Source organism: Vibrio sp. YT-17, from assembly GCF_033337375.1.
GTDB lineage: Bacteria > Pseudomonadota > Gammaproteobacteria > Enterobacterales > Vibrionaceae > Vibrio > Vibrio alginolyticus.
On sequence record NZ_JAWOQP010000001.1, the window covers coordinates 57,506 to 71,843 of the forward strand.

General features: G+C 44.0%; 14 protein-coding genes. 5 read left to right on the top strand and 9 right to left on the bottom strand.

Annotated elements, in window-relative coordinates; all coding sequences use genetic code 11:
• Positions 1–100 precede the first annotated feature (100 nt).
• Positions 101–619 carry a flavodoxin FldB gene (gene fldB / locus R7F67_RS00255; protein WP_005381790.1) on the top strand — a complete coding sequence of 173 codons (519 nt, stop codon included), beginning with the start codon at positions 101–103 and terminating at the stop codon, positions 617–619.
• Positions 620–704: 85 nt separating this feature from the next.
• Here the strand turns inward: fldB and brnQ are convergent, their stop codons facing one another.
• Positions 705–2,015, bottom strand: coding sequence for a branched-chain amino acid transport system II carrier protein (brnQ, locus tag R7F67_RS00260; RefSeq protein ID WP_005381792.1), 1,311 nt, complete (start codon positions 2,013–2,015; stop codon positions 705–707).
• A gap of 330 nt (positions 2,016–2,345) precedes the next feature.
• Between brnQ and R7F67_RS00265 the strand changes: the two genes are divergently transcribed.
• A complete protein-coding gene (locus tag R7F67_RS00265) occupies positions 2,346–3,065 on the top strand; it encodes a tRNA1(Val) (adenine(37)-N6)-methyltransferase (RefSeq protein ID WP_017635070.1) in 720 nt (239 codons plus the stop codon).
• Positions 3,066–3,172: 107 nt separating this feature from the next.
• Positions 3,173–4,396, top strand: coding sequence for an ATP-dependent RNA helicase SrmB (srmB, locus tag R7F67_RS00270; protein ID WP_005381797.1), 1,224 nt, complete (start codon positions 3,173–3,175; stop codon positions 4,394–4,396).
• Between the two features lie 109 nt (positions 4,397–4,505).
• Here srmB and yaaA read toward each other — a convergent pair whose 3' ends face one another.
• Both yaaA and R7F67_RS00280 read right to left on the bottom strand, forming a co-directional pair.
• A complete protein-coding gene (yaaA, locus tag R7F67_RS00275; RefSeq protein ID WP_005382848.1) occupies positions 4,506–5,282 on the bottom strand; it encodes a peroxide stress protein YaaA in 777 nt (258 codons plus the stop codon).
• A 110-nt stretch (positions 5,283–5,392) separates the two neighbouring features.
• Positions 5,393–6,826 carry an alanine/glycine:cation symporter family protein gene (locus R7F67_RS00280; RefSeq protein WP_005381800.1) on the bottom strand — a complete coding sequence of 478 codons (1,434 nt, stop codon included), beginning with the start codon at positions 6,824–6,826 and terminating at the stop codon, positions 5,393–5,395.
• 721 nt (positions 6,827–7,547) lie between these two features.
• Between R7F67_RS00280 and R7F67_RS00285 the strand changes: the two genes are divergently transcribed.
• A complete protein-coding gene (locus R7F67_RS00285; protein WP_005381805.1) occupies positions 7,548–7,733 on the top strand; it encodes a DUF3545 family protein in 186 nt (61 codons plus the stop codon).
• Between the two features lie 236 nt (positions 7,734–7,969).
• Here the strand turns inward: R7F67_RS00285 and R7F67_RS00290 are convergent, their stop codons facing one another.
• The 3 genes from R7F67_RS00290 to nfo all read right to left on the bottom strand — a co-directional run bounded on the left by R7F67_RS00290 (position 7,970) and on the right by nfo (position 10,489).
• Positions 7,970–8,521 (bottom strand): hemerythrin domain-containing protein, encoded by a 552-nt coding sequence (locus R7F67_RS00290; RefSeq protein ID WP_017821507.1) that lies wholly within the window; start codon positions 8,519–8,521, stop codon positions 7,970–7,972.
• Between the two features lie 113 nt (positions 8,522–8,634).
• Entirely contained in the window at positions 8,635–9,315 is a 681-nt protein-coding gene (gene ung, locus R7F67_RS00295; RefSeq protein ID WP_005382846.1) for a uracil-DNA glycosylase, read from the bottom strand.
• Positions 9,316–9,604: 289 nt separating this feature from the next.
• Entirely contained in the window at positions 9,605–10,489 is an 885-nt protein-coding gene (gene nfo / locus R7F67_RS00300; protein WP_053304353.1) for a deoxyribonuclease IV, read from the bottom strand.
• 326 nt (positions 10,490–10,815) lie between these two features.
• Between nfo and grcA the strand changes: the two genes are divergently transcribed.
• Entirely contained in the window at positions 10,816–11,193 is a 378-nt protein-coding gene (gene grcA / locus R7F67_RS00305) for an autonomous glycyl radical cofactor GrcA (RefSeq protein ID WP_005381814.1), read from the top strand.
• A 65-nt stretch (positions 11,194–11,258) separates the two neighbouring features.
• Here grcA and R7F67_RS00310 read toward each other — a convergent pair whose 3' ends face one another.
• From R7F67_RS00310 to thrB, 3 genes are all read right to left on the bottom strand, one after another.
• Positions 11,259–11,963 (bottom strand): NADPH-dependent FMN reductase, encoded by a 705-nt coding sequence (locus R7F67_RS00310; protein ID WP_053304352.1) that lies wholly within the window; start codon positions 11,961–11,963, stop codon positions 11,259–11,261.
• A gap of 139 nt (positions 11,964–12,102) precedes the next feature.
• Positions 12,103–13,383, bottom strand: a complete 1,281-nt coding sequence (gene thrC, locus R7F67_RS00315) for a threonine synthase (protein ID WP_005381818.1) — start codon at positions 13,381–13,383, stop codon at positions 12,103–12,105.
• The gene (gene thrB, locus R7F67_RS00320) at positions 13,380–14,336 is read right to left on the bottom strand and encodes a homoserine kinase (RefSeq protein ID WP_017635074.1); all 957 of its coding nucleotides are present in this window, start codon (positions 14,334–14,336) and stop codon (positions 13,380–13,382) included. The genes thrC and thrB overlap by 4 nt, the downstream gene beginning before the upstream one ends.
• Positions 14,337–14,338 lie beyond the last annotated feature (2 nt).

Here is a 14,338-nt window from a genome sequence, read left to right on the forward strand (position 1 = left end):
AATACCATAAAAAATCATCCCACATAGGATATTCGCTGCAATCTTCCTCAATTTATGGTTAGAATCTTCCACAACAGCAACACAAATAACGACGAATATAATGAAAATCGGACTCTTTTACGGCTCAACGACCTGCTACACCGAAATGGCAGCAGAGAAAATTCGTACCCTTATTGGTGAAGACCTTGTCGACATTCACAATGTGAAAGAGACACCGTTATCACTAATGGCGGACTACGACTTATTACTCCTTGGCATCTCAACTTGGGATTTTGGTGAAATTCAAGAAGATTGGAACGCGATTTGGCAAGACATCGCGACCACACCACTGAAAGGCAAAGTTGTAGCGCTGTTTGGTCTGGGTGACCAAGAAGGTTACGGAGAGTGGTATTTAGATGCGATGGGCTTACTTCACGATGAATTGCAAGCCACAGGCGCAACCTTTATCGGTTACTGGCCAAATGAAGGCTACGAATTTGAAGCATCGAAAGCATTGATCGAAGATGGCAGCAAGTTTGTTGGACTTGCGTTAGATGAAGACTCACAGTACGAACTGAGTGATGAACGCATCGAAAAATGGTGTGAACAAGTTCTTGTGGAATTCCACGACACGCTTTAATAGCGCAAACACGTCATCATTAAAAAGTAAAAAGCCCGATGAAGTAATTCATCGGGCTTTTTATTATCTTGATAACGCGAAGTGATTACGCGGTTTCTTGTGCTAGCTCTGGGCGAGGTTTCGCGATGAAGAACATGCACACGATAGCCGCAAATGTTGGAAGCACCCAACCCATGCCGACTTCGAATAATGGCAACATGTTAAACGCAGAAACATCAATACCCGATACTTTTGCCGCATCAACCAACGCAAACAGCAGAGATACAAGCAGTACTGCACGGTAAGCAAAGCGTGGATTCGGCAGTTTGCTGCGCACAAATGTTAGTGCAACCAACGCAATCGCCACAGGGTACAGCGCAAACAATACTGGCACTGACAGAGAAATCAGCTGCGCAAGACCAACGTTTGCAACCAATGCACAAACAGAACCATTAATCAGTACCCATTGCTTGTATGACAGTGGTGTTTTCGAGCTGAAGAAATCTGAACACGCAGAAATCAAGCCAATCGCGGTTGTCAGACACGCTAGCAATACGATGACAGACAGAACGATTTGACCGTATGGACCAAACAACGCTTGAACGTATTGGCTAAGCACTAGGCCACCATTATCAGCACCAGCAGCAACCGTTGCACTCGTCGCACCTAAGTAAAATAGTGAGATGTAAACAAACGCAAGACCAGCAGCAGCAATACAACCTGCATAGATCAGATATTTAGTAGTTGCAGAGCGCTCAGTAATGCCTTTACCGCGCAGTGCATCAACCATCAGCATGCCAAACATCAATGACGCGAACGTATCCATTGTGTTGTAGCCTTCTAAGAAGCCTTTGGTCAGAGGCTGCGTTAGGTATTCACCGTGCGCGCCAATCATATCGCCCTGAGGATCAAGGAAGACAGCGACAGCAAGAATGATCAAACCAACGAACAATGCTGGTGTCAGTACTTTACCGATGAGATCGATCAAACGGCCTTGGAACCATGAGAACATCATTGCTGCGATAAAGAAGATCACTGAGAACGCTGTCAGATGCGTTTGTGACGCCTCAAGGAAGAAAGGTTTCACCGCCATCTCGTAAGCCACTAGGCCAGTACGAGGCGCTGCAAACGCAGGACCAATGATGATGAAAATCAGTGCAGCCATAAGAACTGCCGCTTTTTTCGGAAGATCTTGCGTCAAGTGATCCCAAGAACCACCAGCAACAGCAATAGCAACGATAGTAATAAGAGGTAGACCTACCGCTGTTAGCAAGAAACCAAACATAGCTGGCATTAAGTTTTCACCCGCTAACTGACCCGCTAGAGGTGGAAAGATAATATTGCCCGCACCTAAAAAGAACGCAAATAGCATAAAGCCTACTGCGATAATATCTGTTAGTTTTAACGTCTGCTTCACAGATAACCCTTGTCTTTTAATTAATGAATGTTGTGTATGCTTAGACCACTTTTTGTATACCTAAAGTCAATAAGTACACGTGGTTCAATCTATAAAATTTTCGCCGCATAATGACGAAAGACTCATCATTTGGCAACCTTTAAGAAAAAAACACCATATTAATTTAGTTTTCAAACTTAAAAGCAGTGGATATAACCAGATCCAAATAACAGACCAGTTCTTTATCTCGATCAATTAACAATACAATTTAGTAACCAACAAAACAACAATCTATACAATTAATAAACAATAGAGCAATCCACTTAATTATTGAGCAAATATAAAACAATCATGAAGAACAAAAAACTGAAAACTAAAGGCTTCAATTTTAAGCAATTTTGTATTGAGGGCGGCGAGAGTGGTATGCCAGTCAGCACAGATGGGGTAATGCTTGGTGCTTGGATTCAAAGCCCTAACGACGCTAAAATTCTCGATATTGGCACTGGCACTGGCCTGCTTGCCCTGATGTGTGCTCAACGCTTTACAGAAGCTCAAATAACCGCGGTCGATATCGAATTAACAGCCGTTGCTGCCGCGCAAAAAAATATGGCCCAGTCTCCTTGGTCAGATCGTGTAAGTGTGCATCACACCGACATACTGCACTTTACGCCGACACATCCATTCCAACGCATCATTTGTAACCCGCCCTACTTCAACAGCGGCGAGCAATCGAAACACAGTCAACGTGCAACCGCGAGGCACACTGATACGCTAGGCCATAACGCATTGCTACAGCGTTGCTATCATTTGCTTGATGACGAAGGGAGAGCTAGTTTTGTGTTGCCAATCACCGAAGGCGAGCAGTTCATTGAGCTAGCATTAAACCAAAGTTGGTATCTATCGCGGATCTGTCGTGTGCAACCATCAGAAAAGAAACCAGTACACCGACTGTTATTTGAACTGTCAAAACGACCTTGCGATTTGCAGACGTCACATTTAATTATCCGTTCAAATGACGGCTATAGTGATGATTTCATCCAGTTAACCCGCGAGTTTTATCTTAAGATGTGAAATAACATGTGATCCTTATCACCAATCACTTTATAATGTGCGACCTTTTTGTATTCTATGCTGTTGTGGCGAACCATTAACCAAGCTTTGCTTGTGGAGAACTCATTGTGATCAGAACCTTTGCTGAACTTGATCTAGACCAAAACCTACTTGAAGCCATTGAAGAGATGGGTTACGAACGCCCAACAAAAATTCAGGCAGAAGCGATTCCACAAGCGTTGGACGGTCGTGACATTCTAGCGTCAGCGCCAACAGGAACTGGTAAAACGGCCGCCTTCGTCCTGCCAGCATTGCAATACTTGCAAGACTTCCCTCGTCGTAAGCCTGGACCTGCGCGTATTTTGATCCTAACGCCTACTCGCGAACTGGCGATGCAAATTGCCGATCAAGCACGTGCTTTGGCAAAAAATACCAAACTCAACATTTTCACCATCACTGGTGGTGTTCAGTACCAAGAGCACGCCGACATCCTTGCAACAACACAAGACATTGTGGTTGCGACACCTGGCCGTTTAAAAGAATACATTGATGCAGAACGTTTTGATTGTCGTGCAATCGAATGGTTAATCCTTGATGAAGCAGACCGTATGCTAGATATGGGTTTTGCTCCTACAGTCGATCGCCTATCTAACGAATGTCGCTGGCGTAAGCAAACCCTTCTGTTCTCAGCAACGTTAGAAGGGAAAGGCGTAGAAGGCTTTACCGCTGATCTGTTGAATGACCCAGCAGAGATCGACGCAAAATCGCCGCTGCGTGAGCGTAAGAAAATTGCTCAGTGGTACCACCGAGCTGATGATGCTGAACACAAACTGGAATTACTAAAACACATTATTACTCAGCAAGCTGAGCGCACTATCGTCTTTTTAAAGACTCGTGAGCGTTTGGCTGAGCTACGAGCGCAGCTTGAAAGTGCACAGATTCCATGTTCTTGGATTCAAGGTGAAATGCCGCAAGATCGTCGTAACAATGCGATTTCTCGCTTCCGCGATGGAACTGTGAACGTGCTGCTCGCGACGGACGTTGCTGCGCGTGGTATCGATCTTCCGGATGTATCACACGTTATCAACTACGACATGCCGCGCACGGCTGATGTTTACCTTCACCGTATCGGCCGTACGGCTCGCGCAGGTAAGAAAGGTAACGCTATCTCAATCGTAGAAGCACACGACCAACCAATGATGGATCGCGTTGCACGTTACGTGAAAGAAGACATCAAAGAGCGTTTCGTGAAAGAGATGCGTCCTAAACACAAAAAGCCTGTGTTTAAGAAGAAAAAGAAAAAAGACGACAAGAAAAAAGTAGCGAAAAAGAAAACCGCTAAGAAGAAGTAATCTTGTTGGGGCCAAGTAGCTCAAGCTAGAAAATAACAAAGGGTTGGCAATGCCAACCCTTTTTCGTTTGTGCTGATAGAGATTAACGTAGACTACGTCTCAATCAGCTTTATTTTTGCTCTTCGCGTTTAAATACTAACTCTGTTGGCGTCGATTCATCTTCCACAAAGTAGTAACCCGCCGTATCAAACTTAGTCAGGTCTGCAACGCTCTCAACACGGTTTTCAATGATGTAACGCGCCATCATACCGCGCGCTTTCTTCGCGTAAAAACTGATGACCTTGTATTGACCATTCTTACAATCTTTGAATACTGGCGTGATCACTTGCGCATCTAAATTCTTTGGCTTAACCGCTTTAAAGTATTCATTTGATGCAAGGTTGATAAGGACATTATCACCTTGAGCAGAAATCGCTTCGTTAAGCTTGTCCGTAATTACATTGCCCCAAAACTGGTACAAGTTCGTACCCTTGTCGTTTGCAAGCTTGGTACCCATTTCAAGACGGTATGGCTGCATCAAATCAAGTGGTTTTAGTAAACCATAAAGACCCGATAGCATACGCAGATGATCTTGAGCATATTCGAAGTCCGCTTCAGATAAACTTTCGGCGTCTAGCCCTGTGTAAACGTCACCTTTAAATGCAAGAATGGCTTGTCGTGAGTTTTCCGTGGTAAACGTTTCACTCCACTCTTGGAATCGGCCCACATTTAAATCGGCAATCTTGTCGCTCACTTTCATTAAAGAGGCAACATCAGCAGGAGTCAGTTTGCGGCAAACATCGATAAGCTCTTTTGAGTATTCGACCAACTCAGGTTGAGTAAATTTTTCTGTCGCTAACGGAGACTCGTAATCAAGAGTCTTCGCTGGAGAAACTACGATAAGCATGACTTTCCCTTCTCTAATTTTGTTTTTAATAGGGTACAAAAAAAGCCATGCATTGTCTGCATGGCTTTTTACATCGTACTAATAGCTTTCAACTATGAGTGATAGCTCACTTAGTCTTTTTTATCGTTGTACCAAATGCCTTCTTCAAGCTGAGATTTCAGCTCCGGGAAGTCATTCGCATCAAATGTTGGCACTTTGCCTTCACCAAGCTGGCGGTTGTAATCTTTTGCCAGTTTAATCACGATGCCAGATAGCAAGATGATCGCCACTAAGTTGACTATCGCCATCAGACCCATAGAGACGTCAGCAAGCGACCATACGACTGGTAACGAAGCTAGTGCACCAAACATCACCATACCAAGAACAATAACGCGGAAAATGCTTAAGCCCGCTTTATGATTGTGCTCTAGGAAGATTAAGTTCGTTTCAGCATACGAGTAGTTTGCAATGATTGAAGTAAACGCAAAGAAGAAGATTGCCACAGCAACAAAGATGCCGCCCCAATCGCCAACTTGTGAGCTCAATGCACGCTGAGTTAGCTCGATACCCGTCACTTCTGTTGCTTGACCGACATACTCACCAGACATCAGGATGATAGCCACTGTTGCAGAACAGATAACGATCGTATCCATGAACACGCCTAGCATCTGTACGTAACCTTGAGACGCTGGGTGTGGTGGGTAAGGTGTTGCTGAAGCTGCCGCGTTAGGTGCAGAACCCATACCTGCTTCATTCGAGAATAGACCGCGCTTGATACCGTTAATCATTGCCTGTGCAATTGCGTAGCCAAGACCACCTGCTGCTGCTTCTTGCAGACCAAATGCACTCTTAAAGATAAGCATCAATACATCAGGTAATTTCTCTAGGTTAGAGAACATGATGAACAGCGCTAGGGCTAGATAAAGTAGTGCCATGATCGGAACGATCATCTCAGCAACTCTTGCGATACGCTTGATGCCACCGAAAATAACAATTGCAGACAGTAGAACAACGGCAATACCGACATACAGGTTATTCCAACCAAATGCGTTGCTCATTGCATTGGCAATTGAGTTAGCTTGTACGGCGTTGAATACCAAACCAAAAGCGATGATTAGGAAAACTGAGAACAACACGCCCATCCAACGCATGCCCAAGCCTTTTTCCATGTAGTAGGCAGGGCCACCACGGTAGTTGCCATCATCATCTTTGGTTTTGTATAGCTGCGCCAGTGTGCTCTCAGCAAACGATGTTGCCATACCAAGCATTGCAATCAGCCACATCCAGAAGATCGCACCAGGACCACCCGCAGTCAATGCCACTGCAACGCCCGCCATGTTACCTGTACCAACACGTGCAGCAAGACTAGTACAAAGCGCTTGGAAAGAAGAAATACCAGCTTTGTCTGCTTTACGGCTGTTCTTAAGAACAGAGAACATGTGGCCGAAATGGCGGAACTGAATGAACCCTAATCGAACGGTGAAGTAAATACCAACACCAACAAGAAGATAAACCAGAATCGAGCCCCAGAGGAGATCGTTCATCAAATTGATTAAGTCTGTCATGTGTACCTCAAAGTGAGTTGCGCCAGTCTATGCGTCCTAGCCATCCACCAAATTGCCTGCTAAGTGTCAAAGTGTGCTTAGCTTTTTAAGTAATGTTTATGGGCAATCTAGAATCGTAAACGTCGCTTCATGCATCCATTTTACGTACCAGCGTATTTTTTGACGGGCGGATAATGCAACCTAGGAGCGCAAAAATCAATATGCAATAATAAGAATAACATTGTTATTTTTCACTATAAAGTCACCAAAAAATAACATAAATAGAAGACTTAACACTCAAACTGCGCAACATTTCAATTACCAAACACCAACATAAATAATTATTCTTCATTAAATGGAATGGCAAACCGTATAAACAAGAACAAGCTAGTATTCACAAGGTGTTACATAAATTTACGCTAGTGACTTACCATCTAATTGAACACTATTTCATCAAACTGATTTTATGCAACTTTAACCTTTGCGCAGTGCACCCATTCATCAAATCGAATTAACATAGAAAATCTCTCTATTTAATCGTTTTCTTGAGATCGTTTGTGCATTTTTTATCCACATCGTTGCAATAAAAAGTGTGATTTTGAGAATATTTTTGCACGAAAATGTCATGCTACCGACACAAATGCGAAATATATCATGGTTATTCTCACGGCTATTGTGGTACTTAAAAAACTCCACAAGGACTGGTTACAACAGTTTAGCTTAAGAAAGGTAAAGGTGGCTTATGGAAGGCTTTCAACTAGATGACATTTTTAATCTGGATACTACCTCAACAACCAAATCTCGTGCCAAACCAGTAAAGCGAAAGTGGCGTGAAATAGAAGAGATGAACGACAGACGCAATTTGCTTAAAGAGCTGCGCGAACTTGATGTCTGTACCGATTATAACTTGGAAGACATTAAACTCTAATTCAAACAAAAGGCACCTTACAGGTGCCTTTTGTTTTTTGTTTACAGTGACCGTAAACACCGTGAGTTTATGTACCAAGGTTTAAGTATGAATACCATTATTACTCAATGAGAATCTTCCGTACTTTTTGCCGAGAAATATGCACACTAAATTTTCGGTTGATTCCCAATAAATAAGAAATGTATCTCACAAACCCGAGAGACGGCTTTCGCTCGCTCAGGTTTCATCACTCAGGCTTAAACATACTCAGTATCACTTTGACGAACACGTTCGGCCAACTGCTTATAACGATCAGCAATCGTGTCACCAAACACAGGATCATCCTCACTGACGCTCCATAAGCTCTCGACATGCTGCCAATCTTCTGTGGTAAATAACTCTTCAATGAGAGGCAAAATTTTTCGCTCTTCTAGCTCCAAGTGGCGCCTTTGCGATTCAATGAAATCTTCTAGGTGAGCGACGAACATGTCTTGTGGCACAACAGCATCCTGAAGGATCATCTCTATCACGGATGAAAACTCTCTGGTTTTACTAGCTAACTCTAGATGTTCTTTCTCTAAATTTTCCATGGTTTGTTGCTTACCATAGTGTTCAAGAAAGTGGTGATAGAGGATATCTTCTTTCGGGTGGTGTACTTTCTCCGAATGATTAGAGAGGTAATCAACAATCTCGCTTACTAACGCATAGTTGATTACACGTTCTTTTTTTATCTCATTAAGCTTATGGCGCAGTATCGCCAACAGACGAACCATATAACCATGTTCGCGTCGAATTCTTTCGATCATCATAGCGTCTCTCCTTAACACCTACTTTTAGTAAGTGTACATGAGAAATTTACTATCAGCCTCGAGCATGCTCAAAAAAACAGCGATCATAGCATCCATGATCGCTGTCTCTTCATTTATACCGTTAATGGCAAATGCCAGTTAATTGGTGCTTTTTCTTGTGATGTAAGCAACTGGTTTGCTTGAGAGAAATGCTTACAACCGAAAAAGCCTCGATGTGCAGAAAGTGGCGATGGGTGTGGGGCAGCTAACACATGGTGCTTATTGCGATCGATAAAACGACCTTTCTTCTGTGCATGTGAACCCCACAGCAAGAACACTACACCTTCTTGATGCTGATTAATGGCTTCAATCACTCGATCAGTAAACGTTTCCCAACCTGTCTTTGAATGTGAATGCGCTTTACCTTGCTCCACCGTTAATACCGTATTGAGTAACAATACGCCTTGTTCAGCCCAGCTTTGCAAAAAACCATGCTGAGGGATTTGGAAACCTTCAATATCTTGCGCCAGCTCTTTATACATATTAACCAGTGACGGTGGCGTTTTAATGCCAGGAAGTACAGAGAAACACAGGCCATGCGCCTGATTTGGGCCGTGGTATGGGTCTTGTCCTAGAATCACGACCTTAACGTCTTTGAACTCGGTAAAACGAAACGCGTTAAAGACATCTTTTGCGGGAGGAAAAATAGCTTTGCCTGCGGCGCGTTCGGCTTCAACAAAATTCAAGGTGTCTACAAAGTAGCTCTGCTTTTTCTCTTCGCCGATCACATCGTGCCAAGTGGGTGACTGATTCATGGAAAGTTCCTGTCCTAAATTTTGCTTCTATTCTAACGAGCGAAACTCAAACAAACAAAAACTTACCACGAACTTGAGACAAGTAATAAAAGACTAATGCTTCTGTGGCGTTCGAAAATGCCCCCGTCCGGTAATGTGACGATTAGGCATCGGTAAGCGAAGCACGCGACGAGTGTAAGCATAAGGAGTAAAAGAGAGTGGTCGAGACATGTTGGCATCCTTCTTTGCTAATTCAGAGATTGATGTTCAATGACTAAGAAAGAAAGGTGCCAACTTTGTGGTTACGCCATTAACTGGCAATGGCCGCTAAATGGAATTGACGCAACGTGTCGATCTCTTGCTGCCAAATATCTGGATCAATTGTTTCTAAAATCAGAGGGATACCATCAAAACGAGGGTCTTTTGCGATGTACTCAAAGCAATCCCACCCGATCTCTCCTTTACCTAGAGAATGGTGGCGATCTACTTTGCTGGCAAACTCTACTTTTGAATCATTTAGATGCATTGCTCTTAAATAGTGCATACCTACGATACGGTCGAACTCTGCAAAGGTGCGCTCGCAATCTTCTTTTGTACGTAAGTCATAACCAGCCGTAAAGGTATGGCAGGTATCAATACAAACGCCGACACGATCTTTATCTTCCACTTGCTCGATGATTTCAGCAAGGTGCTCAAACTTCCAGCCTAAGTTAGTGCCTTGACCTGCCGTATTCTCGATAACAGCGATCACATTCGGCACCGCTTTATGCGCAAGATTGATCGACTCGGCGATCGTTGCGAGGCACTCCTGTTCAGAGACTTTCTTTAGGTGACTACCCGGGTGGAAGTTAAGCAAAGTCAGCCCTAACTGATTACAACGCTCCATTTCATCAATAAATGCCGCGCGGGATTTATTCAGCTTTTCTTCTTCCGGCGCACCCAAGTTAATCAGATAAGAATCATGGGGAAGAATATGTTCTGCTCCGAAACCCAGCATTTTACAGTTCGCTTTAAACGCACTGATGGTTTTTGCTTCTAAAGGCTTCGCCACCCACTGGCGTTGGTTTTTTGTAAATAGTGCGAATGCATTCGCGCCAATTTCACGAGCTCTCAACGGAGCTTGATCGACCCCACCAGCAGCAGAGACATGTGCACCAATGAGTTTATTCCCAAGCTTGTTTTTCATGTTTGTCATTTAATCACTTTAGACTTTCAGTATTGCTACCTAAATACAGATAGTTGCGTTAACCAGTTTAAACTTTAATCTCAATTTGTAGTAAATTTACAACAAAACTAGTTATTAAATATTTTTTATATTATCAAATAAATTGTAATTAGTTTGTTTTCAAAGGTTTTATTGATTTAACTCAATAAAATTACCTTAATAAAAATAATGTTTTTGGTTGTTTTTTGACTTAAATCAATATTAAAATAGTGGATATTAGCTATATAATACTCAGCTCAACGAAAATTCGAAAATTAACACCAATAATCACCACGTAAGTGGTCTAGGAGATAGTGATGATCCAAGGTATCCAAATTACAAAAGCGGCAAACGACGACCTACTAAACTCTATCTGGCTATTAGATAGCGAAAAAAATGAAGCTCGTTGTGTTGCTGCAACTGCTGGCTACGAAGCAGACCAAGTTATCGCAATCAGCGACCTAGGTGAATACGAAAGCCGTGAAGTTGCAATCGAAACTGCTCCTCGTATCGAAGGCGGCCAACACCTAAACGTGAACGTGCTTAAACGCGAAACACTAGAAGATGCAGTTGCACACCCAGAGAAATACCCACAACTAACTATTCGTGTTTCTGGTTACGCAGTACGTTTTAACTCGCTAACTCCAGAGCAACAACGTGATGTAATCGCTCGTACTTTTACTGAGACTCTATAATCTCTCAGTAAACTAGCTCGCTAGAATTTAAAAAGCTTGGTCAGCAATGACCAAGCTTTTTTGTTTCAGAATCCTTCTAACCCCTTTCTATAATGGAAAGCAACTCGCCTCTGAGGTGCATTTCTTTGCGAAGGATCTTTCTGAAACGCTTGCGCTACAGAGGTTGGATCAAGCCTATCTCTTTGCAGTGACGCCCCTTCTGCCCACCAAATCAATTGATGCATAGTGCGATTCATATAGTTGTCCCACTGCGTCTGCTCCGACTCATCCGCAGCAACGCCCTGTTCATCAAAGACTTCTTGCGCTTTCGGAATGTGGATCATCGCAGAGACAGGTAGACATCCAAGTTCAGATAAGAAGGTACGCATAGAAACGGCAGCTCTAACACCACCCCATTGTCCGGCAGAATAGGTCACGATAGCACTCGGCTTGTAAGAAAACAGCGAACTGCCGAAATGGTTAAGCATGTTCGCCAAAGCAGGACTCATCGAATGGTTATATTCCGGGCTAACCATCACATACCCATCCGCATGTTTGATTTTGTCTGCTAGCTCACTTAGGTGCTGCGGAACTTTAGAGCGGTGATAAGCAAACTCGGGCTTAAACACATCACCAAAGTCGTAATTCAAAGGGTCGATGATTTCGACCGTATGTTGCGAATGTTGACTCGCGATGAGTTTTTCACACGCTTTACTGACTCGCATTCCTAAACGGGCTGGTCGTGGTGGAGTGCTGTCTCTCACTGAGCCAAGAAAAATCAAAAAATGCATGCTTCTCTTTCCATCTCATTTAGTTAAGTTCGTTTCTCAATCATAAAGAGAGTCAAAACTTACCGACAATAAAAAAGGTGAATGATTACTCATTCACCTCTCGTTATTTCTGTTTTTGATACTTACTATACTTTGAAGCTTACTGCACGCGGCGCAGTACTTGTTTCAATGCGTCAAAGTCTGCGTCGAGCTCTTCCGATAGCAGCTCCATCGCAGCGTGCTTCGCTAGTGGCGCAGGAAGCTCGATATCGGATTCTAGAATATCATCCACGACTTCTTTGAACTTCGCAGGGTGAGCAGTACATAGGAACAGACCGGTTTCACCGTCTTGCAATTGTTCTTCAAGCACTCGGTAAGCAATCGCACCATGCGGTTCGCATAGGTAGCCTAGAGCATGTAAATCTTTCACTGACTGTGCGCTTTGCTCATCAGATACTGCGCCTTTACCTAACGTCTCCAAGCCCCACTCTTTCACGCGGCACAGCTCTTCAATACGAGGCCAGTTGTTTGGTTGGCTCACGTCCATCGCGTTCGATGTTGTTGCGACTGTTGGTTTTGGCTCCCACTTACCTGTTTCTAGGTAGCGAGGAACAGTGTCATTGGCATTAGTTGCCGCGATAAAGCGTTTGATAGGCAAGCCCAGCGCTTTTGCCAGTAGACCAGCAGTTAGGTTACCAAAGTTACCACTTGGTACTGATACCACTAGGTTTTCACGCTCTTGCTTGCTCATTTGCGCAGCTGCTTCAAAGTAGTAACAGATTTGCGCCATCAAACGGCTGATGTTGATTGAGTTGGCAGAGTTCAGACCGATCTCTTCACGCAGTGCAGAATCATCAAAAGCTTGCTTAACCAGTGCCTGACACGCATCGAAGTCTCCATCGATCGCGACAGTATGGATGTTCTTACCAAGCGTACAGAATAGCTTCTCTTGCAGTGGGCTGATCTTGCCTTTCGGGTAAAGAATCACAACGTTGATGTCTTCCATACCGTAGAAAGCATGCGCAACGGCTGCGCCAGTATCGCCGGAAGTTGCAGTTAGGATAGTGATCTTGCCGCCGTCCGAAACCGCAGCAAGAGATTGCGCCATAAAGCGACCACCAAAGTCTTTAAATGCAAGCGTTGGACCATGGAACAGTTCCAGAGCGTAAACACCGTCTTTGACCTGATTAATTGGCGCAGGGAATTGGAATGCAGCATCAACAAGAGCATTCACTTGCTCCTCTGTAAGTTCATCTCCAATTAACGCCGATAGAATCTTAGTGCTACGAGAGACAAAGTCTTCTGCAAGCAGCGCATCGATATCTTCAAATTTTGGTAATTCCGATGGGAAAAATAGGCCTTGATTGCGACCTAACCCTTGGCGAACGGCTTGGCCAAAGGAAACTTGTTCATCATTTTCTTTTATATTGTAAAGCTTCATAGCTCACTTCCTGTTACTTTCGAACCCTGCTTATCTAGACGACAAACGTGGACGAATCCTTCTTCGTTTTGTACGTAGTTTTGTTCTAACCAGCGAGCAACTCGCTCAGCGACATCTTTCTCTTTGCAAATACTGAACAGTGTCGGACCACTGCCAGAAATACCGGTTGCCAATGCACCCGCAGACGCTGCGTATTGACGTGCATTCGCAAAACCTGGAAGCAGTTTCTCACGATACGGTTCTGCGATCACGTCTTTGATCATTTTTGCAGCAAGTTCTGGCTGACCAGAATGACACGCATGAATAAAGCCCGCAAGGTGGCGACCATGAGCGATGATATCTTGTCGGCGGTATTGAGATGGTAGGATCTCACGCGCTTCCGCCGTTGATACCTTGATACCCGGATACGCCATCACCCAGTACCAATCATCAAAGCAAGGCACTTCTTGACTGATGATACCCAACTCTTCAAGCATCAGTTGCACACCACCAAGATAACATGGCGCAACGTTGTCGTAGTGAATACCACCGGAGATCTTGCCTTCCATCTCTCCCATCAGCGCTAGTAATTCTGTCTCGTTAAGTGGCTGTCCATGGAATCGGTTCAATGCATCTAATGCAGCAACGATAGAACATGCACTTGAGCCTAAACCAGAGCCAATTGGCATGTTCTTTTCTAGCGTCATCTCAAGTGGTTTTAGCTCAACGCCTTTTTTGTCTAACTCACGAGCAAACACGAGCCAACAGTCGTAGACGATGTTCTCTTTTGGTTCAGTTGGCAATTTCTCAACAAAATCACCCGCCGTTTTAAGGCTGAACGGATCAGCCCCAGATTTCACCAATACACGGTCACCCAATAGTGTGCCATCCACTGGAGACACGGCAGCCCCCAGCACATCAAAGCCAACGCTTACATTACCAATTGATGCTGGGGCATAAACCACTACATCCATAT

Bases quoted from the DNA above. Each gene is read 5' to 3' on its own strand.
- yaaA (WP_005382848.1), bottom strand. From the start codon at position 5,282: ATGCTTATCGTAGTTTCTCCAGCGAAGACTCTTGATTACGAGTCTCCG.
- grcA (WP_005381814.1), top strand. From the start codon at position 10,816: ATGATCCAAGGTATCCAAATTACAAAAGCGGCAAACGACGACCTACTA.
- thrB (WP_017635074.1), bottom strand. From the start codon at position 14,336: ATGGATGTAGTGGTTTATGCCCCAGCATCAATTGGTAATGTAAGCGTT.
- thrC (WP_005381818.1), bottom strand. From the start codon at position 13,383: ATGAAGCTTTACAATATAAAAGAAAATGATGAACAAGTTTCCTTTGGC.
- ung (WP_005382846.1), bottom strand. From the start codon at position 9,315: ATGAATCAGTCACCCACTTGGCACGATGTGATCGGCGAAGAGAAAAAG.
- R7F67_RS00310 (WP_053304352.1), bottom strand. From the start codon at position 11,963: ATGCATTTTTTGATTTTTCTTGGCTCAGTGAGAGACAGCACTCCACCA.
- nfo (WP_053304353.1), bottom strand. From the start codon at position 10,489: ATGACAAACATGAAAAACAAGCTTGGGAATAAACTCATTGGTGCACAT.
- R7F67_RS00285 (WP_005381805.1), top strand. From the start codon at position 7,548: ATGGAAGGCTTTCAACTAGATGACATTTTTAATCTGGATACTACCTCA.
- R7F67_RS00290 (WP_017821507.1), bottom strand. From the start codon at position 8,521: ATGATGATCGAAAGAATTCGACGCGAACATGGTTATATGGTTCGTCTG.
- fldB (WP_005381790.1), top strand. From the start codon at position 101: ATGAAAATCGGACTCTTTTACGGCTCAACGACCTGCTACACCGAAATG.
- R7F67_RS00265 (WP_017635070.1), top strand. From the start codon at position 2,346: ATGAAGAACAAAAAACTGAAAACTAAAGGCTTCAATTTTAAGCAATTT.
- R7F67_RS00280 (WP_005381800.1), bottom strand. From the start codon at position 6,826: ATGACAGACTTAATCAATTTGATGAACGATCTCCTCTGGGGCTCGATT.